The sequence below is a fragment of the Pseudomonas sp. TZ252 genome (genome assembly GCF_056110345.1).
The window spans coordinates 2,008,142-2,025,566 of sequence record NZ_CM148566.1; the positions used below are offsets into that span (position 1 = coordinate 2,008,142).

At 67.2% G+C, this 17,425-nt stretch carries 17 protein-coding genes; 9 read left to right on the top strand and 8 right to left on the bottom strand.

Annotated elements, in window-relative coordinates; genetic code table 11:
- Positions 1 to 9: 9 nt before the first annotated feature.
- Together arcC and fabY are read left to right on the top strand one after the other, a co-directional pair.
- Positions 10 to 942: a carbamate kinase gene (gene arcC / locus ACYAF3_RS09225; protein WP_003100033.1), complete on the top strand. Its 933-nt coding sequence runs from the start codon at positions 10 to 12 to the stop codon at positions 940 to 942.
- Between the two features lie 415 nt (positions 943 to 1,357).
- The gene (gene fabY / locus ACYAF3_RS09230; RefSeq protein ID WP_003114068.1) at positions 1,358 to 3,262 is read left to right on the top strand and encodes a beta-ketoacyl-ACP synthase FabY; all 1,905 of its coding nucleotides are present in this window, start codon (positions 1,358 to 1,360) and stop codon (positions 3,260 to 3,262) included.
- A 46-nt stretch (positions 3,263 to 3,308) separates the two neighbouring features.
- Here the strand turns inward: fabY and cysQ are convergent, their stop codons facing one another.
- Together cysQ and nudE are read right to left on the bottom strand one after the other, a co-directional pair.
- Positions 3,309 to 4,130, bottom strand: coding sequence for a 3'(2'),5'-bisphosphate nucleotidase CysQ (cysQ, locus tag ACYAF3_RS09235; RefSeq protein WP_003100038.1), 822 nt, complete (start codon positions 4,128 to 4,130; stop codon positions 3,309 to 3,311).
- Entirely contained in the window at positions 4,127 to 4,693 is a 567-nt protein-coding gene (nudE, locus tag ACYAF3_RS09240; RefSeq protein ID WP_003096206.1) for an ADP compounds hydrolase NudE, read from the bottom strand. The genes cysQ and nudE overlap by 4 nt, the downstream gene beginning before the upstream one ends.
- 125 nt (positions 4,694 to 4,818) lie before the next feature.
- On the opposite strand from nudE, the gene yrfG reads away from it, so the two are divergent.
- Complete coding sequence (yrfG, locus tag ACYAF3_RS09245) at positions 4,819 to 5,484, top strand: GMP/IMP nucleotidase (protein ID WP_003100040.1); 666 nt, start codon at positions 4,819 to 4,821, stop codon at positions 5,482 to 5,484.
- Between the two features lie 51 nt (positions 5,485 to 5,535).
- On the opposite strand, the gene lysM is transcribed toward yrfG, so the two are convergent.
- Positions 5,536 to 5,973 carry a peptidoglycan-binding protein LysM gene (lysM, locus tag ACYAF3_RS09250; RefSeq protein ID WP_003096210.1) on the bottom strand — a complete coding sequence of 146 codons (438 nt, stop codon included), beginning with the start codon at positions 5,971 to 5,973 and terminating at the stop codon, positions 5,536 to 5,538.
- 173 nt (positions 5,974 to 6,146) lie between these two features.
- Here lysM and ACYAF3_RS09255 point away from each other — a divergent pair, with 173 nt between their 5' ends.
- From ACYAF3_RS09255 to ACYAF3_RS09275, 5 genes are all read left to right on the top strand, one after another.
- The gene (locus tag ACYAF3_RS09255; RefSeq protein ID WP_003100042.1) at positions 6,147 to 7,028 is read left to right on the top strand and encodes a LysR family transcriptional regulator; all 882 of its coding nucleotides are present in this window, start codon (positions 6,147 to 6,149) and stop codon (positions 7,026 to 7,028) included.
- A gap of 96 nt (positions 7,029 to 7,124) precedes the next feature.
- Positions 7,125 to 7,964 carry a formate dehydrogenase accessory sulfurtransferase FdhD gene (gene fdhD / locus ACYAF3_RS09260; RefSeq protein WP_003100044.1) on the top strand — a complete coding sequence of 280 codons (840 nt, stop codon included), beginning with the start codon at positions 7,125 to 7,127 and terminating at the stop codon, positions 7,962 to 7,964.
- Positions 7,965 to 7,971: 7 nt separating this feature from the next.
- The gene (locus ACYAF3_RS09265) at positions 7,972 to 10,293 is read left to right on the top strand and encodes an FdhF/YdeP family oxidoreductase (protein ID WP_003118023.1); all 2,322 of its coding nucleotides are present in this window, start codon (positions 7,972 to 7,974) and stop codon (positions 10,291 to 10,293) included.
- Between the two features lie 309 nt (positions 10,294 to 10,602).
- Positions 10,603 to 11,118 (top strand): hypothetical protein, encoded by a 516-nt coding sequence (locus tag ACYAF3_RS09270; protein ID WP_003100049.1) that lies wholly within the window; start codon positions 10,603 to 10,605, stop codon positions 11,116 to 11,118.
- A 98-nt stretch (positions 11,119 to 11,216) separates the two neighbouring features.
- On the top strand, positions 11,217 to 11,624 hold the full coding sequence (locus tag ACYAF3_RS09275) for a glycine zipper domain-containing protein (protein ID WP_003100051.1): 408 nt from the start codon (positions 11,217 to 11,219) through the stop codon (positions 11,622 to 11,624).
- Between the two features lie 68 nt (positions 11,625 to 11,692).
- On the opposite strand, the gene ACYAF3_RS09280 is transcribed toward ACYAF3_RS09275, so the two are convergent.
- A complete protein-coding gene (locus tag ACYAF3_RS09280; protein WP_003096222.1) occupies positions 11,693 to 11,908 on the bottom strand; it encodes a carbon storage regulator in 216 nt (71 codons plus the stop codon).
- 224 nt (positions 11,909 to 12,132) lie between these two features.
- Between ACYAF3_RS09280 and ACYAF3_RS09285 the strand changes: the two genes are divergently transcribed.
- The gene (locus tag ACYAF3_RS09285) at positions 12,133 to 12,690 is read left to right on the top strand and encodes a chorismate mutase (RefSeq protein ID WP_016254018.1); all 558 of its coding nucleotides are present in this window, start codon (positions 12,133 to 12,135) and stop codon (positions 12,688 to 12,690) included.
- On the opposite strand, the gene ACYAF3_RS09290 is transcribed toward ACYAF3_RS09285, so the two are convergent.
- From ACYAF3_RS09290 to ACYAF3_RS09305, 4 genes are read right to left on the bottom strand one after another with little or no spacing between them, the layout of a single operon-like run.
- On the bottom strand, positions 12,672 to 13,115 hold the full coding sequence (locus tag ACYAF3_RS09290) for an acyl-CoA thioesterase (RefSeq protein WP_009877226.1): 444 nt from the start codon (positions 13,113 to 13,115) through the stop codon (positions 12,672 to 12,674). The genes ACYAF3_RS09285 and ACYAF3_RS09290 overlap by 19 nt on opposite strands.
- 22 nt (positions 13,116 to 13,137) lie before the next feature.
- A complete protein-coding gene (locus ACYAF3_RS09295; RefSeq protein ID WP_017148664.1) occupies positions 13,138 to 14,301 on the bottom strand; it encodes an iron-containing alcohol dehydrogenase in 1,164 nt (387 codons plus the stop codon).
- Between the two features lie 26 nt (positions 14,302 to 14,327).
- On the bottom strand, positions 14,328 to 16,118 hold the full coding sequence (locus ACYAF3_RS09300; protein ID WP_003118026.1) for an acyl-CoA dehydrogenase C-terminal domain-containing protein: 1,791 nt from the start codon (positions 16,116 to 16,118) through the stop codon (positions 14,328 to 14,330).
- A gap of 1 nt (position 16,119) precedes the next feature.
- On the bottom strand, positions 16,120 to 17,355 hold the full coding sequence (locus ACYAF3_RS09305; protein ID WP_019682062.1) for a 3-hydroxyacyl-CoA dehydrogenase: 1,236 nt from the start codon (positions 17,353 to 17,355) through the stop codon (positions 16,120 to 16,122).
- Positions 17,356 to 17,425: the final 70 nt, after the last annotated feature.

Below are 17,425 nucleotides of genomic sequence, written 5' to 3' on the forward strand. Positions count from 1 at the left end.
GTAACCGATATGCGTATCGTCGTCGCATTGGGCGGTAATGCCCTGCTACGCCGTGGCGAACCCATGACCGCGGACAACCAGCGGGAAAACGTGCGGATCGCCGCCGAACAGATCGCCAAGGTGGCGCCCGGCAACGAGCTGGTGATCGCCCACGGCAACGGCCCCCAGGTCGGCCTGCTGGCCCTCCAGGGTGCCGCCTACGACAAGGTCTCGCCCTACCCGCTGGACGTCCTCGGCGCGGAAACCGAGGGCATGATCGGCTACATGATCGAACAGGAAATGGGCAACCTGCTGCCGTTCGAAGTGCCGTTCGCCACCATCCTCACCCAGGTCGAGGTGGACGGTAAGGATCCGGCGTTCCAGAACCCGACCAAGCCGATCGGCCCGGTCTACTCCAGGGAAGAAGCCGAGCGCCTGGCCGCCGAGAAGGGCTGGAGCATCGCCCCGGACGGCGACAAGTTCCGCCGCGTGGTGCCCAGCCCGCGGCCGAAGCGGATCTTCGAGATCCGCCCGGTGAAGTGGCTGCTGGAGAAAGGCACCATCGTCATCTGCGCTGGCGGCGGCGGTATCCCGACCATGTACGACGAGGCCGGGAAGAAGCTCAGCGGCGTCGAGGCGGTGATCGACAAGGACCTCTGCTCCTCGCTGCTGGCCCAGGAGCTGGTGGCCGACATCCTGATCATCGCCACCGACGTCGACGCGGCCTACGTCGACTGGGGCAAGCCGACCCAGAAGGCCATCGCCCAGGCCCACCCGGACGAACTGGAGCGCCTCGGCTTCGCCGCCGGCTCCATGGGTCCGAAGGTCCAGGCCGCCATCGAGTTCGCCCGCGCCACCGGCAAGGACGCGGTGATCGGTTCGCTCGCGGACATCGTCGCAATCACCGAGGGCAAGGCGGGAACACGGGTCAGCACGCGCAAGGCGGGCATCGAGTACCGCTGATACACCACCCCCAGGGCCGCTTCGCGGCCCTTCTTCATTCTCCTCTGCCGGCATCGGGCGAAAGGTGGATAGCGCCACGCCTCTGCGCGCGGACTTTCAAGCAAGTCCCGCAACACTCGCCTACGCCCCACCTCTGCCAACAGCCCGGCCATGGGCGTCAATCCCCCCACGGCAGACCGCCAGCACTTGTGGAAAGCCCACGCAACGCGGTATTCAGTAGGAAAATACGTGACTCGATAGTCATGATTCACGTCAGCATAGTCACCCTGATCATTTCAACGGCCACTGGCTCGTGCCCGGGTCCGTGAAGCTCGCCTCGCCGACGGGAAAGGCCGCCATCGCCGCCACGCGCTTCCCGCTCCGGACCAGGCAGCAGCCCGGCACGCGAACGACTATTCGAAGGAGTTTCTGAGTGATGTCTCGACTACCGGTCATTGTTGGTTTCGGTGGCTACAACGCAGCAGGCCGTAGTTCCTTCCACCACGGCTTCCGCCGCATGGTCATCGAATCGATGGACCCGCAGGCGCGCCAGGAAACCCTAGCCGGCCTGGCGGTCATGATGAAACTGGTCAAGGCCGAAGGCGGCCGCTACCTGGCCGAAGACGGCACGCCGCTGTCCCCGGAGGACATCGAGCGGCGCTACGCCGAACGCATCTTCGCCTCTACCCTGGTGCGACGCATCGAACCGCAGTACCTCGACCCGGATGCAGTCCACTGGCACAAGGTCCTCGAGCTGTCCCCTGCCGAAGGCCAGGCGCTGACCTTCAAGGCCTCGCCCAAGCAACTGCCCGAGCCGCTGCCGGCCAACTGGTCGATCGCTCCCGCGGAGGACGGCGAGGTGCTGGTGAGCATCCACGAGCGCTGCGAGTTCAAGGTGGACAGCTACCGTGCGCTGACGGTGAAGTCCGCCGGCCAGTTGCCCACCGGTTTCGAACCGGGCGAGCTGTACAACTCGCGCTTCCACCCGCGCGGCCTGCAGATGTCGGTGGTCGCCGCGACCGACGCGATCCGCTCCACCGGCATCGACTGGAAGACCATCGTCGACAACGTCCAGCCCGACGAGATCGCGGTATTCTCCGGCAGCATCATGAGCCAGCTCGACGACAACGGTTTCGGCGGCCTGATGCAATCCCGCCTGAAGGGCCACCGGGTCTCGGCCAAGCAACTGCCGCTGGGCTTCAACAGCATGCCCACCGATTTCATCAATGCCTACGTGCTCGGCAGCGTCGGCATGACCGGCAGCATCACAGGCGCCTGCGCCACCTTCCTCTACAACCTGCAGAAGGGTATCGACGTCATCACCAGCGGCCAGGCCCGGGTGGTCATCGTCGGCAACAGCGAGGCGCCGATCCTGCCGGAGTGCATCGAGGGCTACAGTGCCATGGGCGCACTGGCCACCGAAGAAGGCCTGCGCCTGATCGAAGGCCGCGACGACGTGGACTTCCGCCGCGCCAGCCGGCCGTTCGGCGAGAACTGCGGCTTCACCCTGGCCGAGTCCAGCCAATACGTAGTGCTGATGGACGACGAACTGGCCCTGCGCCTGGGCGCGGATATCCACGGCGCGGTAACCGACGTGTTCATCAACGCCGACGGTTTCAAGAAGTCCATCTCCGCCCCCGGCCCGGGCAACTACCTGACGGTAGCCAAGGCGGTGGCCAGCGCGGTGCAGATCGTCGGCCTGGACACCGTGCGCCACGCCAGCTTCGTCCACGCCCACGGCTCCAGCACGCCGGCCAACCGGGTCACCGAATCGGAAATCCTCGACCGCGTGGCCAGCGCCTTCGGCATCGACGGCTGGCCGGTCACCGCGGTGAAGGCCTACGTCGGCCACTCCCTGGCCACCGCCAGCGCCGATCAACTGATTTCCGCCCTGGGCACCTTCAAGTACGGCATCCTCCCTGGGATCAAGACCATCGACAAGGTCGCCGACGACGTCCACCAGCAGCGCCTGAGCATCTCCAATCGCGACATGCGCCAGGACAAGCCGCTGGAGGTATGCTTCATCAACTCCAAGGGCTTCGGCGGCAACAACGCCAGCGGCGTGGTGCTGTCGCCGCGAATCGCCGAGAAGATGCTGCGCAAGCGCCATGGCCAAGCGGCCTTCGCCGCCTACGTCGAGAAGCGCGAGCAGACCCGCGCCGCCGCCCGCGCCTACGACCAGCGCGCGCTGCAGGGCGACCTGGAGATCATCTACAACTTCGGCCAGGACCTGATCGACGAACATGCCATCGAGGTCAGCGCCGAACAGGTGACGGTGCCCGGCTTCAGCCAGCCGCTGGTATACAAGAAGGACGCGCGTTTCAGCGACATGCTCGACTGAGCGCCACCACAACGGAAAAGGCCCGGCTAGACCGGGCCTTTTCGTTTCAGTGCAGCGCGCGCGCCAGTTGGATCAGCTCGCTGCGCCACTCGGCAGCGCGCGGCAGGGCCAGGAAGGAGCCGTTGAGGTAATCCTCGCGCGGCTCGTAGGTGAATGGCGCACCATGCAGGTCGAGCACCTCGCCGCCGGCGCCTTCCAGCACACCCTGGGCGGCGGCCGTGTCCCATTGCGAGGTTGGCGTCAGGCGCGGATAGCAGTCGGCAGCGCCCTCGGCCAGCAGGCAGAACTTCAGCGAACTGCCGATGCTGGCTCGCCGCAGGTCGCCGAAGCGCTCGCTCAAGCCATCCAGCAGGCGCTCCTGGGCCGGGCTGCCATGGCGCTTGCTGGCCACCACGGTGAAGGCCTCCTCGGGCTCCAGGCGCACACTGATCGGTTGCGCGCGGCCATCGGCCTCCTCGCGCCAGGCACCGAGACCGGCGCCACCGTAGTAGCAGCGGCCGCTCACCGGCACGCCGACCAGGCCGAACAGCACCCGGCCATCCTCGACCAGGGCCACGTTGACGGTGAACTCCTCGCTACCGGAGATGAACTCCTTGGTGCCGTCCAGCGGGTCCACCAGCCACCAGCGCCGCCAGTGGCCGCGCTCGCTCAGCGGTATCTCGCAATCCTCTTCGGAAAGCACCGGAATGTCCGGCGCCAGCGCCCGCAACCCCGCCTCCAATATATGGTGCGCGGCAAGGTCGGCGGCGGTAACCGGCGATTCGTCGGCCTTCGAGCGCACCGCCACGTCGGCGCGCCAGTGCGGCAGGATCGCCTCGCCGGCGCGCCGCACCAGCGCCACCAATTCGCCCCAGGGCACCGGTCTCATGCCTGGTACTCGCCGCGCTGAGTGAGCAGGTCGCGTACCAGGTACAGCGCAGCCAGGGCGCGGCCTTCGCTGAACTGGGCGTGCTGGGCCAGGCTCGACAGTTCGCGCAGGCTGATGCGATCGACGCCCATCGGCTCCGGCTCGTCGCCCGGCAGGCGCTCCTCGTAGAGGTCGCGCGCCAGCACCACCTGGATGCGCTGGCTCATGTAGCCCGGCGACAGCGACAGTTCGGTGATGTGCTCCAGTTGCCGGGCACCGTAGCCCGCTTCCTCCTTGAGCTCGCGGTTGGCCGCCGCGAGGATGTCCTCGCCCGGCTCGACCAGGCCCTTGGGCAGCGACAACTGGTATTCGTCGACCCCGGCGCAATATTCCTCCACCAGCACCGCGTGCTCGGCATCGAGCATGGCCACCACCATCACCGCACCGTAGCCCTGGCCCTTGCCGACCAGACGCTCGTAGGTGCGCTCGACGCCATTGCTGAAGCGCAGTTGCAACTCCTCGACAGCGAACAGTCGGCTCTTCGCGACGATCTCGCTGGCGAGTACGGTGGGTTTCTGACGCATGTGGATAACTCCTTGGCGAAGCCGGCGGGTTATCATACCCCGGCTTTTCCGATTATCCCTGTCGGAGATTGATGGGAAGCGACAGATTTCCGCATCGATCGCGACGAACCGCGACAAGAGCCGCCATGCCCACCCTGCCCTGGTCCGCCATCGACACCGTGCTGCTCGACATGGACGGCACCCTGCTCGACCTGCACTTCGACAACCACTTCTGGCTGGAACACCTGCCCCAGCGCTATGCCGAACGCAATGGCCTCAGTCGCACCGAAGCCGACGCCGTGCTCGAGCCGCTGTTCCGCGAACACGCCGGCCAGCTCAACTGGTACTGCCTGGATTTCTGGAGCCGGGAACTGGACCTGTCGATCCGCGAACTCAAGCACGAGGTGGCGCACCTGATCTCGCTGCGTCCGCACGCCGATACCTTCCTCGCCGCCCTGCGCCGGGCCGGCAAGCGCGTGGCGCTGCTCACCAACGCGCACCGCGACTCGCTGTCGCTGAAGCTGGAACGGATCGAACTGGCGCCCTATTTCGACCGACTGATCAGCTCCCACGACTACGGCTACCCGAAGGAGGACGCGCGCTTCTGGAGCGCCCTGCAAGCCGATTTCGGCTTCGACCCGCAGCGCAGCCTGTTCATCGACGACAGCCTGCCGATCCTGCGCAGCGCCCGCGCCTATGGTGTCGCCCACCTGTTGGCGGTACGCCACCCGGACAGCCGTGGCCAGGTCCGGGACACCGAGGAGTTCGCCGCCCAGGAGGACTACCGGCGGCTGCTCGAAGGACTGCCGTAGCCGCGGAAACGAAAACCCCGCCACGCGGGCGGGGTTGGCGAAACGCCGGGATCACTCGGGAATGCGCAGGACCTGGCCGGGGTAGATCTTGTCCGGATGGCTGAGCATCGGCTTGTTGGCCTCGAAGATCTTCATGTAGGCGTTGGCATTGCCGTATTCGGCCTTGGCGATGGCGCTCAGGGTGTCGCCTTTCTTCACGGTGACGAAGCGCGCCTCCGGAGCGGCCTGGGCCACGGTGATCTTGTCTTCCACCGAGGAGACGCCGGCGACGTTGCCCAGCGCCAGCAGGATCTTCTCTTTCTCCTCTTGGCTGGCCACCTCGCCCGAGGCGATGACCTTGTCGCCTTCCACCGAAACCTGGATGTTCGGGTTGCCCAGGCCGACCTTGGCGACGTGCTCCTTCAGCGACTCGGCCGCCTGTGCCTCATGCCCCGTCAGCGTATCCCACAGCTTTTCACCGGCTTCCTTCACGAACGCGAAAATACCCATCTTTGGTTCTCCCTTTACGGTTACGGTTGCAAGCGGCCGGCGCAATCCCGATCCGCGACTAGCCAAGTCTAGACTGCAAAAACCGGCGAAATATCCCCAGGCTCCTTCGTCACCCCATAACACTGCGCCCATTCGCGTTAAGATTCGGCGACACCCCCGCCACGGAAGCGCCGATGGACATCAAGCAACTGAAATTCCTCTGCGCCCTCGACGAAACCCGCCACTTCGGCCAGGCCGCCGCGCGCTGCCACGTCACCCAGCCGACCCTGTCCATGCGCCTGCGCAGCCTGGAGGAAGAACTCGGCCTGGAACTGGTGCGACGCAGCCAGCGCTTCGAAGGCTTCACCGAGGCCGGCGAGCGCGTACTGGCCTGGGCACGCAGCCTGCTGGCGGCCCAGGAAGGGCTGTACGCGGAAGCCGCCGCCTGCCGCGGGCAACTGGTCGGGACCCTGCGCCTGGGCGTGGTGCCGCTGGCCAGCTTCGACCCGATGCGCCTGGTCCAGCACATGGCCGGGCGCCACCCGGAGTTGCGTTTCCAGCTCTATTCCCTGAGTTCGGAACAGGTACTCGAAGGCCTGGCGCGCAACCAGTTCGATCTCGGCGTCTCTTATCTGGACCGTCTGGACCGCAGCCATTTCGAGGGCATCGAACTGGCGGAGACCCGCATGGGCCTGCTCCATCACCCCAGCCATTTCCCGCTCGACGCCGCGCTGCTGAACTGGGAAGCGCTGGCTGGCCTGCCGCTAGGCCTGCTCTCGGCGGGCATGCACTTCCGCCAATCCATCGACCACAACTTCCGCAGCCGCGGGTTGAGCCCCATCGCGCGCCTGGAAACCGACTCGGTACAGCAACTGCTGCAGGCGGTGCAGCGCGGCTTGTGCTGCGCGATCATGCCGCTGGGCAGCGAAGTCGACGGCGAGTTGCGCCTGATCCCCATCGAGGACGCCCATACCCTGGCAGCGCTCGGTCTGATCATCCGCAGCGGACAGCCGCGCTCGGCGCTGGCCGAAGCCTGTTTCGAGGAAGCCCGGAACTGGTTGGCGCCGCAGTCTTGATAGATCACGTCGATCAGCGCATCGGCACAACCGATTAGACGCTGCCCCGCGTCAGGCCTAGGCTGGTGCCACACCTAGAACGATAGGGCCCAGCCCATGCCTTGCCAGCCTGCATGCCCGGTATCCGCGGATACCTGGGCGCCTTCCGCCGTTCCCGACGATTACCGCTACGCCGACCTGCACCTGCCGCAGCAGGTCGGCCAGGCCTCCCTTGCCGCCGAGTGTGCCGTGGCGATCAGCTACAACGGACTGAACCAGGCGGTGATGATGGCCTCGCCCGAGGACATCGAGGATTTCGTCCGCGGTTTCAGCCTCAGCAGCGGCTTCGTGGAGTCCATCGACGACATCTATGAAATCCGCGTCAGCGGCCAGGGCGAATCCCTCCACGCCGAGGTCGAAATCAGCAGCCGCGCGTTCTGGAACCTCAAGCGCCAACGCCGGCAACTGGCCGGCACTTCCGGATGCGGCCTGTGCGGCGTCGAAGCCCTGGAGCAGGCCCTGCCGCAACTGCCGGAACGGTCGCCGCAGGCGCTGCCTCCCGCCGCCCATCTCGGCGCCCTGCGCCAGCGTATCGAGCAGGCCCAGCGACTGGCGCGCCATAGCGGCGCCCTGCATGCCGCGCTGTATTTCGACGGGCATGGCGAGCTGCGCCTGTGTCGCGAGGACATCGGCCGCCACAACGCCCTCGACAAGCTGATCGGCGCCCTGCACCGCCAAGGCCTCGACGCCGCGCGCGGTTTCGCCGTGGTCACCAGCCGCTGCAGCCTGGAGCTTATCCACAAGGCCGTACGTGCCGGGATCGGCACCCTGGTCAGCCTCTCCGCACCCACCGCCCTGACCGTGCAATGGGCGCGCCGCCACCAACTGAACCTGATCCACCAGCCCCATCACAACGCCCCGCGGGTCTACAGCCCGGCGCCGGCCGCAACCGAGTGAGTCCGCCATGAGCCTGCAACCTCTCCAACCCCGCTACAAGCCCTATGCCGGCGCCGCCGCCGGCTGGGGCGCGCTGCGCAGCGTGGCGCACTTCTGGCTGGACAGCAAACAGCCGTTCAAGAACCTCCGCGCCCTGCTCAAGACCAACCAGAACGGCGGTTTCGACTGCCCCGGCTGCGCCTGGGGCGACTCGCCGGAAGACGGCCGGGTGAAGTTCTGCGAGAACGGTGCCAAGGCAGTCAACTGGGAAGCCACCAAGCGCCGCGTCGACGCGGCGTTCTTCGCCCGCTACAGCGTCAGCGCCCTGCGCGAACAGAGCGACTACTGGCTGGAATACCAGGGCCGCCTCACCGGACCGATGCGCTACGACCCGCTCAGCGACCACTACCAGCCGATCACCTGGGACGCCGCCTTCGCCCTGGTCGCCGAGCACCTGCGACGCCTGGATAGCCCCGACCAGGCGGAGTTCTATACCTCCGGGCGGGCCAGCAACGAGGCGGCCTACCTCTACCAGTTGTTCGTCCGCGCGTTCGGCACAAACAACTTCCCCGACTGCTCGAACATGTGCCACGAAGCCAGCGGCGTGGCACTGGGCCGCAGCGTCGGGGTCGGCAAGGGCAGCGTGACCTTCGACGACTTCGAACACGCCGACGCGATCTTCATCCTTGGGCAGAACCCCGGCACCAACCACCCGCGCATGCTCGAGCCGCTGCGCGAGGCAGTGAAGCGCGGTGCCCAGGTGGTCTGCTTCAACCCTCTCAAGGAGCGCGGCCTGGAGCGCTTCCAGCATCCGCAGAACGCGCTGGAAATGCTGACCAACGGGTCCTCGCCGCTGAACACCGCGTTCTTCCGTCCGGCACTGGGCGGCGACATGGCGGCGATCCGCGGGATCGCCAAGTTCCTCCTCGCCTGGGAGCGCGAAGCCCAGGCCGAGGGTAGCGAGCCGGTATTCGACCACGCCTTCATCGCCGAGCACACCGACGGCCTCGAGGCCTACCTGGCCGAACTGGATGCCACCCCCTGGGAACACCTGGAGCGCCAGTCCGGGCTGGGCCTGGCGGAAATCGAGCAGGCTGCGCGGATGTACCGGCGGGCGAACAGGGTCATCGTCTGCTGGGCGATGGGCATCACCCAGCACCACCATTCGGTGGCGATCATCCAGGAAATCGTCAACCTGCAACTCCTGCGCGGCAACCTGGGCCGCCCGGGCGCCGGTCTCTGCCCGGTCCGCGGCCACAGCAACGTTCAGGGTGACCGCACCATGGGCATCAACGAGCGGCCGCCGGCGGCGCTGCTCGACGCACTGGAACGGCGCTTCGGCTTCGAAGTGCCACGCCACAACGGGCACAACGCCGTCGAGGCGATCGCCGCGATGCTCGCCGGCAAGTCGAAGGTCTTCATCGGCCTGGGCGGCAATTTCGCCCAGGCCACCCCGGACAGTCCGCGCACCCACGCCGCCCTGGCGTCATGCGACCTGACCGTGCACATCAGCACCAAGCTCAACCGCAGCCACCTGACCACCGGCCGCGACGCACTGATCCTGCCCTGCCTGGGGCGCACCGACATCGACCGCCAGGCCGAAGGCCCGCAGGCGGTCACGGTGGAAGACTCGTTCAGCATGATCCACGCATCCTACGGGCAACTGGAGCCGCTCTCGCAGCAGATGCGTTCGGAGCCGGCGATCATCGCCGGCATCGCCAAGGCAACCCTGGGCAACCATCCGGTGGACTGGGACGCGCTGATCGCCAACTACGAGCGCATCCGCGAGCTGATCGCCGACACCATCCCCGGTTTCGCCGACTTCAACCGCCGCGTCCGCCATCCCGGTGGCTTCTACCTCGGCAACTCCGCCGGCGAACGACGCTGGAACACCGCCAGCGGCAAGGCCAACTTCGTCGCCAACCCGCTGCCCCGCGACCTGTTGCCGGCACAGGTGCGCGACAGCGGCCTCGAACCCGACCTGATCCTGCAGACCCTGCGCTCCCATGACCAGTACAACACCACCATCTACGGCCTGGACGATCGCTATCGCGGAGTGAAGGGCCAGCGCGAAGTGGTATTCGCCAACGAGGCGGATATCCGCCGCCTGGGCTACCAGCCGGGCGACAAGGTCGACCTGGTCTCGCTGTGGAGCGATGGCATCGAACGCCGGGTACGCCGCTTCACCCTACTCGCCTTCGACATCCCGGCCGGCCAGGCAGCCGCCTACTACCCGGAAACCAATCCCCTGGTGCCGCTGGAGAGCGTCGGCGTCGGCAGCCATACGCCGACTTCGAAGTTCATCGCGGTACGCCTGGAAAAGGCCACGGGCGACGGGCGCATTATCTGAAGCCCATGAAAAACGCCGCCTCCTGCAACAGGAGGCGGCGTCTTAAGGAAAAAGTCGATGAAAGGCCTTGAAGGCAGGCCGCTCGTCGGCGTTAGAATGGCCAGCATCCCGCCAGCAAAAATACCGATTTCGACCCTGAAATCGCGCTTCACATTCGGTCTACGACCGCCTCTACTTAAGAAAGTTCCCCATACAAAACAAGTACTTGGAATATTTCGAATTTGCTCTACCAATCGTCGGCTGGCGCTTGTCAGCGGTTTGGGCCAACCCCAGCATCGCAGCCGTCATCCCCACAGAGTGAAACTCTCTATGAAGTATTCCTCGATACTCCTGTTGTCCCTGAGTCTGGTCGGTAGTACCGCCTTCGCAGGCGACGACACCCGCGCGGCCATCGGCGGCGCCTTGGGCGGGGTGTTGGGTTCGGTCGTCGGCGATGCGGTCGGCGGCAGCACTGGCGCCGCGATCGGTAGTGGCATCGGTGGCGCTGCGGGCGGTGCAGTCGGCGCCGGACGCGGCAACAAGACCGAAGCGGCGATCGGCGGCGGCCTCGGTGCCGCAGGCGGCAACGTCATCGGCCGGCAGATCGGTGGCAGCACCGGTGGCCTGATCGGCGCGGCCCTCGGCGGCGCCGGCGGCGGCGCGCTGGGCAACCATTATGGCGACGGCAACCGCCGCTACGACGACGATGACGACTACCGCGACCGTCGCTACTACCGCCGCGCCGGCTATCGCGATGGCTATTACCGGCATGACAACGGCCATCACTATGGCCAGTACAAGAAGTGGAAGCGCCACAAGCATCATCGTCGCTACTACGACGACTGAACCCGCCGCTCCCTACGACGCAAAGGCCGGGCCGGATGGTCCGGCCTTTGTGCGAACGACCGTATTTCCCTCCCGATTGAAACGATGAGGCACGCACGATGCGTAAATCTCTCCTGGTAATCGCGTTCGGCCTGCTGAGCGCACAAGCCGCGCTCGCCGGCGATTCCACCAAGACCGCGGTGGGCGGCGGCGTAGGCGGTGCCCTGGGCAACGTCGTGGGCGGCGCCATCGGCGGTAGTACCGGTGCGGCCATAGGCGCCGGCCTGGGTGGCGCGGCCGGCGGCGCGATGACCGCCAAGGACGGGCGCAAGACCGAAGCCGCCCTGGGTGGCGGGCTCGGCGCGGCCGGCGGTTCGGTGATCGGCAACAAGCTGGGCGGCAGCACCGGCGCGACCATAGGTGCAGGCCTCGGCGGCGCAGCGGGTGGCGCGGTCGGTAACAACCTGGGCAAGGACAACGACAGCGGTCACCGCGGCAAGAAACACCGCAAGCACAAGCATCGTTGATCGGCATGCTTGCCGAAGCTGATGTGTAAAAGCCCCGCGAACGCGGGGCTTTTACTTTCTACCGTTCGTCAGCCTTTCGGTGCCGTTTTCAACTCGTCGCGAACGATCAGGACGCCACGCGGCGCCTCGATTCCGACCCGGGCCTGGTTGCCGATGATATCGGTGACCAGGATCCGGATGCCGCCTTCGCGCAATTGCCGAATCAGTTCCTCCGCCGGGTAGTCGGCCTTGAGGGACAGGGTGATGCCTTCGCCTTCTCGGCGGGAGAGTATCAGGAAACCCATGTTCCGCGTCCTTGCCAGTCATAGCAGGGGCAAACCGGCCCCTTTGGTGAATGAAATGGTGTGGAGGGATGGTCACAGAACATTGCTCCAGCGTCGAGACTGCAAACGTTCAATCAGAAATGTCCCATCCAGCGCTTCCTGTTCGCCTCACGCCATGTCATGGATTGTCGCACCGGGCTCGCTTTGCTAGCGTGCCGGACATCAATTCCATCCGAGATTTCCAGATGCGCCCGTCGTTCGCCAGTTGGGGCCTGCTTGCCCTCCTGCTCCTGCAAGGCCCGTTGCTCCAGGCCCAGCCGCTGTCACCGGCTCTCCAGCAACTGTTGAGCCTGAGCAGCCAGCGTTTGCAACTAGCCGATCAGGTAGCCCAGAGCAAGGCCCAGTCGGGCAAGGCGGTACAGGACAGCCCGCGGGAAGAACAACAGTTGCAGATGCTCGCCGGACAAGCCGGGAGCCACGGGGTCGGCGCCGAGCAGGTGCGCCTGCTGTTCGCCGCGCAGATCGAGGCGAACAAGCTGGTCCAGTACCGCCTGCTCAGCCGGCCGCTACCGGACGCTGGCCAGGCGGTCGACCTGGAGCGCATCCGCAGCCGCCTCAATCAGCTCAACCTGGAGCTGCTGCGCGGCTACGCCCCGGCGCTCGCCGAACTGCGCGTCGACGACTGCCGGCCGAGGCTCAACCAGGCGCTGCAACGGCAGGTACGCGTCGATCGCCTGGACGAGCTGCACGCCATCGCCCTGTCACGGGCGGCGGGCGATCTCTGTCACTGGGCCGCGCTCTGAAGCGCGGCCAGCGCATCGCGTAGTTCCTGCGGAATGGCCACCGGGCGGCTGCTTCGGCGCTCCACGAAGACATGCACGAAACGCCCGGCCGCGCAGGCCTCCCGCTGCCCTTCGAGGAACAAGGCCAGTTCGTACTGCACCGAGCTGTTGCCCAGGCGCGCCACCCGCAGGCCCATCTCGATCCGCTGGGGGAAGGCCACCGGCGCGAAATAGTCGCAGCTGGAGCTGACCACCAGGCCGATCACTTCGCCGCCCTGGATATCCAGGCCGCCGCGCTCGATCAGGTAGGTATTCACCGCCGTGTCGAAGAATGCATAGTAGGTCACGTTGTTCACGTGTCCGTAGATGTCGTTGTCGTGCCAGCGCGTGCTGATCGGCTGGAAATGAAGGTACTGCTCGCGCAGCGGTCGCGGGGCGGTCGCCATGCCCGGTCCTCGTAGAAGGGATTCAGTATGCCGCGCGATAGATCGCCAGGGCATCCGCCTCGCCGACCTCGCGCGGGTTGTTGACCAGCAGACGCTGCTGGAGCATCGCGTCGGCGGCCAGGCGCGGCAGCATCGCCTCGTCCACCCCGGCGTCGCGCAAGCGGCTCGGCAGGCCGTTGCGCGGACTGAGCTGGGCCAGTTCGTCGATCAGCTGCACGGTAAGCGCGTCGCGATCGCCCGGACGCAAGCGGTCGCCCAGCAGCAGCGGCGCCAGCTCGGCATAGAGTCCAGCGGCAGCGGGAGCGTTGAAACGGATCACCTCCGGTAGCACCAGCGCATTGCTCAGGCCGTGGGGAATGTGGAAATGCCCTCCCAGCGGATAGGCCAGGGCATGCACCGCCGCCACCGGCGCATTGGCGAAGGCCTGCCCGGCCAGGCAGGCGCCCAGCAGCATGGCCTGGCGCGCCTCGCGGTCGCCGCCGTCGCCTACCGCGCGTTCCAGGTTGGCCGCCAGCAGGCGCAACGCCTCCCGCGCCAGCAGGTCGGACAGCGGGTTCTTCTTCAGTTTGCTGGTATAGCTCTCGATCGCATGCACCATCGCGTCGATACCGGTCGCCGCGGTGACCGCCGGCGGCAAGCCGAGGGTCAGGTCGGCGTCGAGCAGCGCCAGGTCGGGCAGCAAGTGGGGCGAGACCACGCCCATCTTGGTGGTCTCGCCGGTGGTGACGATGGCGATCGGCGTCACCTCGGAGCCGGTCCCGGCGGTGGTCGGCACCTGGATCAGCGGCAGGCGCGGCCCGCGTGCGTTGCCGACCCCGAAGACCTCGCCGAGCCCCTGCCCTGCTTCTGGGTGGGCGAGCAGCGCGACCAGCTTGGCTACGTCCATGGAGCTGCCGCCGCCGAAACCGACCACCAGCTCGGCAGCCATGCCCCGCGCCCGCCCGAGCGCGGCCTCGACCACCGCCTCGGGCGGATCGGCGAGCACCTGGTCGTACACCTCGACGGCCAGGTCCAGGCGCGGGAAGCCGGGCAGGATCGCATCCAGCAAGCCGAGCCGGGTGATCCCCGGATCGGTCACGATCAACACGCGGCGCGCCCTTCGCTCGCGGCAGAGTTCCGCCAGGCGGATGGCGGAGCCGGCCTCGCAGAGGATCTGCGCGGTAGTGGCGAAACTGAAAGCTTGCATATCGGTCTCCTTGGGCGAGACGCCCGTCAGAACGAGAAATGCTCCTCGGGCAGGGCCATCAGGCAGTCGGCGCCACCGAGCAAGGCTTCGCGGTGCATGCTCGCCCGCGGCAGGATGCGCCGCAGGTAGAAATCGGCGCTGCGCAGCTTGGCCCGATAGAAATCGCCCTCGCCGGAGCCGCCGTCCAGCGCTTCCTGGGCTCGTGCCGCGGCTTGCAACCAGAGGGCCGCGAGCAATACGTAGGCGCTGTACTGGAGGAAGTCCACCGAAGTGGCGCCGATCTCCTGGGGATCGCGGGCGCAGGCCTCGAGTACCTGGCCGGTGAGCTGCCGCCACTCCTCCAGGCGTTGCAGCACCGGCTCAGCCAGTGGCGCCAGCGCAGCACGCCCTTGCAGCGCCTCGCTGGCCACCGCCAGTTCGCCTTGCAGCGCCAGCAGTTCGCCGCCCTGGTCGCCGAGCAGCTTGCGGCGGACCAGATCGAGCGCCTGGATGCCATTGGTGCCTTCGTATATCTGGGTGATGCGACTGTCGCGCATCAATTGCTCCATGCCCCATTCGCGGATGAAACCGTGACCGCCATAGACCTGTACGCCGAGGCTGGCGACTTCCTGGCCGACATCGGTAAGGAAGGCCTTGACGATGGGGATCAGCAGCGCTGCACGGCGCGTCGCCGCGCGCCGGCCGTCGGCATCCGGATGGCCGTGTTCCAGGTCGAGCTGGCGTGCGCAGCAGGCCGCCAGCATGCGGCAGCCTTCGACCAGGGTCTTCTGGGTCAGCAGCATGCGCCGCACGTCGGGGTGCACGATGATCGGGTCGGCGACCTTGTCCGGTGCCTGCGGGCCGACCAGGGCGCGCGACTGCAGGCGTTCGCGGGCGTAGCCGAGGGCGCCCTGGAAGGCCCGTTCGGCGATACCCAGGCCCTGCAGGCCGACCTGGAAGCGCGCGTCGTTCATCATCGTGAACATGCAGGCCAGGCCCTGGTTCGCCTGGCCCAGCAGCCAGCCCCTGGCGCCGTCGAAGTTCATCACGCAGGTGGAGGCGCCCTTGATCCCCATCTTGTGCTCGATGGCGCCGCACCCCAGGCTGTTGCGCTCGCCCAGGGAGCCATCGGGATTGGCGACGAACTTCGGCACCAGGAACAGACTGATGCCCTTCACCCCGGCCGGCGCGTCCGCCAGGCGCGCCAGCACCAGGTGGACGATGTTCTCGGTGAGGTCCTGCTCGCCACCGCTGATGAAGATCTTGCTGCCGCTGATCGCGTAGCTGCCGTCGGCCTGCGCCTCGGCGCGGGTGCGCAGGAGGGCGAGGTCGGTGCCGGCCTGGGGTTCGGTCAGGCACATGGTGCCGGCCCATTCGCCGCTCACCAGCTTGCCCAGGTAGTCGCGCCGCAACGCCTCGTCGCCATGCTTGTACAGGGCCAGCACGGCGCCCTCGGTCAGCCCCGAATAGACGCGGAAGGACAGGCTGGCGGCCATCAGCATCTCGTGGAAGCACGCGGAGACCATCTGCGGGAAGCCCTGGCCGCCGTACTCGGTGGGTCCGGTCATGCTCGCCCAGCCGTTCTCGCTGTACTGCCGGTAGGCTTCGCGAAAGCCGGTGGGGGTGGTCACCACGCCGTCCTTCAGCTTCGCGCCTTCCTCGTCGCTGTTGCGATTGAGCGGCGCCACCACCTGGCCGGTGTAGCGCGCGCCTTCCTCGAGCACGCCGTCGATCAGTTCGCGATCGATGCCGTTGCCCAGCAGTTCGCAATGCGCGCCGACATCGAACAGTTCATGGAGAACGAAGCGCATGTCGCGCAAGGGGGCCTGGTAATCCATCTCAGCGCGCCTCCTGCAGGTCGGCGAAGGCTCCGCCCTCGGCGGCCAGGCGCTCGACCAGGGACGCCGGCTTCCAGCGCGCGCCGTGGCGCTGTTCGAGGAAACGCAAGCGTTGCAGCAGCTCGGCCGCGCCGAGGCGATCGGCCCAGGCCATGGGACCGCCCTCCGCGGCGGGGAAGCCGTAGCCGTTCAGGTAGACAGTGTCGATGTCGGCACTACGGGCGGCGATACCCTCGTCGAGGATCTTCGCGCCCTCGTTGACCAGCGCCAGCAGGCAACGCTCGAGGATTTCCTCGTCGGCGAAATCGCGCCGCGGGTAGCCCAGCGTCTCGGCAACCCGGAGCACCAGGGCATCCACCTCGGTATCGTGCTCCGCCTGGCGGCTGCCCGGCGCGTAGCGGTAGTAGCCGGCACCGCTCTTCTGGCCGAAGCGGCCCATCTCGCAAAGGCGGTTGTCCACCTGCACGGCCGGCTGGTCCTGGCCGACCCCGGCCAACTCGCGGGCGCGCCACTCCAGGTCGATACCGACCACGTCGTACATGCGGAACGGCCCCATGGCGAAACCGAACGCCTGGAGAGCCCGGTCCACCTGGTACGGCAGGGCGCCTTCCAGCAGCATCAGGCGGGCCTCGGTGGCGTAGGGTTCGAGCATGCGGTTGCCGATGAAGCCGTGGCAGTTGCCGGCCACCACGCTGACCTTGCCCATCCGCTCGCCCAGCGCCAGGGCCGCCTCCAGCACCGCCGGCGCGGTCTGCGCGCCGCGCACGATCTCCAGCAGCCGCATGATGTGCGCCGGGCTGAAGAAGTGCAGGCCGAGCACCTGACGCGGACGCGCGGTGACCGCGGCGATGGCGTCGATGTCCAGGTAGGAGGTATTGCTGGCCAGCACCGCGGAGGGCTTCAGCGCCGCGTCCAGCTCGCGGAAGATCGATTGCTTGAGTTCCAGGTTCTCGTAGACCGCCTCGATCACCAGGTCCGCCTCGCGCATCGCGGCGAGGTGCTGGACCGGCGTGATGCGGGCGCGGCGCGCGGCCGCTTCCTCTTCGCCGATGCGCCCCTGGCGCACGTGGTGCGCGTAGGTGTCGGCCACGGCGCCGAGCGCCTGGTTGAGCATCTGCGGGTTGCTGTCCAGCCACTGCACGTCGAGACCGGCGTTGGCCAGGCACATGACGATACCGCGACCCATGGTGCCGGCGCCGATCACCGCAGCCTGGCGGAAGGAAAAGTTCTGGCTCATGGTCTTGTCCTCGTTGTAGCGAGCGCAGGAGGAACGGTGGACGAAACCTGGGGCAGTCCGACCGCACAAA

Bases quoted from the DNA above. Each gene is read 5' to 3' on its own strand.
- nudE (WP_003096206.1), bottom strand. From the start codon at position 4,693: ATGCGTCAGAAACCCACCGTACTCGCCAGCGAGATCGTCGCGAAGAGC.
- ACYAF3_RS09270 (WP_003100049.1), top strand. From the start codon at position 10,603: ATGAAGTATTCCTCGATACTCCTGTTGTCCCTGAGTCTGGTCGGTAGT.
- ACYAF3_RS09305 (WP_019682062.1), bottom strand. From the start codon at position 17,355: ATGAGCCAGAACTTTTCCTTCCGCCAGGCTGCGGTGATCGGCGCCGGC.
- ACYAF3_RS09285 (WP_016254018.1), top strand. From the start codon at position 12,133: ATGCGCCCGTCGTTCGCCAGTTGGGGCCTGCTTGCCCTCCTGCTCCTG.
- ACYAF3_RS09265 (WP_003118023.1), top strand. From the start codon at position 7,972: ATGAGCCTGCAACCTCTCCAACCCCGCTACAAGCCCTATGCCGGCGCC.
- fdhD (WP_003100044.1), top strand. From the start codon at position 7,125: ATGCCTTGCCAGCCTGCATGCCCGGTATCCGCGGATACCTGGGCGCCT.
- ACYAF3_RS09295 (WP_017148664.1), bottom strand. From the start codon at position 14,301: ATGCAAGCTTTCAGTTTCGCCACTACCGCGCAGATCCTCTGCGAGGCC.
- ACYAF3_RS09255 (WP_003100042.1), top strand. From the start codon at position 6,147: ATGGACATCAAGCAACTGAAATTCCTCTGCGCCCTCGACGAAACCCGC.
- ACYAF3_RS09280 (WP_003096222.1), bottom strand. From the start codon at position 11,908: ATGGGTTTCCTGATACTCTCCCGCCGAGAAGGCGAAGGCATCACCCTG.
- ACYAF3_RS09290 (WP_009877226.1), bottom strand. From the start codon at position 13,115: ATGGCGACCGCCCCGCGACCGCTGCGCGAGCAGTACCTTCATTTCCAG.
- arcC (WP_003100033.1), top strand. From the start codon at position 10: ATGCGTATCGTCGTCGCATTGGGCGGTAATGCCCTGCTACGCCGTGGC.
- lysM (WP_003096210.1), bottom strand. From the start codon at position 5,973: ATGGGTATTTTCGCGTTCGTGAAGGAAGCCGGTGAAAAGCTGTGGGAT.
- yrfG (WP_003100040.1), top strand. From the start codon at position 4,819: ATGCCCACCCTGCCCTGGTCCGCCATCGACACCGTGCTGCTCGACATG.
- fabY (WP_003114068.1), top strand. From the start codon at position 1,358: ATGTCTCGACTACCGGTCATTGTTGGTTTCGGTGGCTACAACGCAGCA.
- ACYAF3_RS09300 (WP_003118026.1), bottom strand. From the start codon at position 16,118: ATGGATTACCAGGCCCCCTTGCGCGACATGCGCTTCGTTCTCCATGAA.
- ACYAF3_RS09275 (WP_003100051.1), top strand. From the start codon at position 11,217: ATGCGTAAATCTCTCCTGGTAATCGCGTTCGGCCTGCTGAGCGCACAA.
- cysQ (WP_003100038.1), bottom strand. From the start codon at position 4,130: ATGAGACCGGTGCCCTGGGGCGAATTGGTGGCGCTGGTGCGGCGCGCC.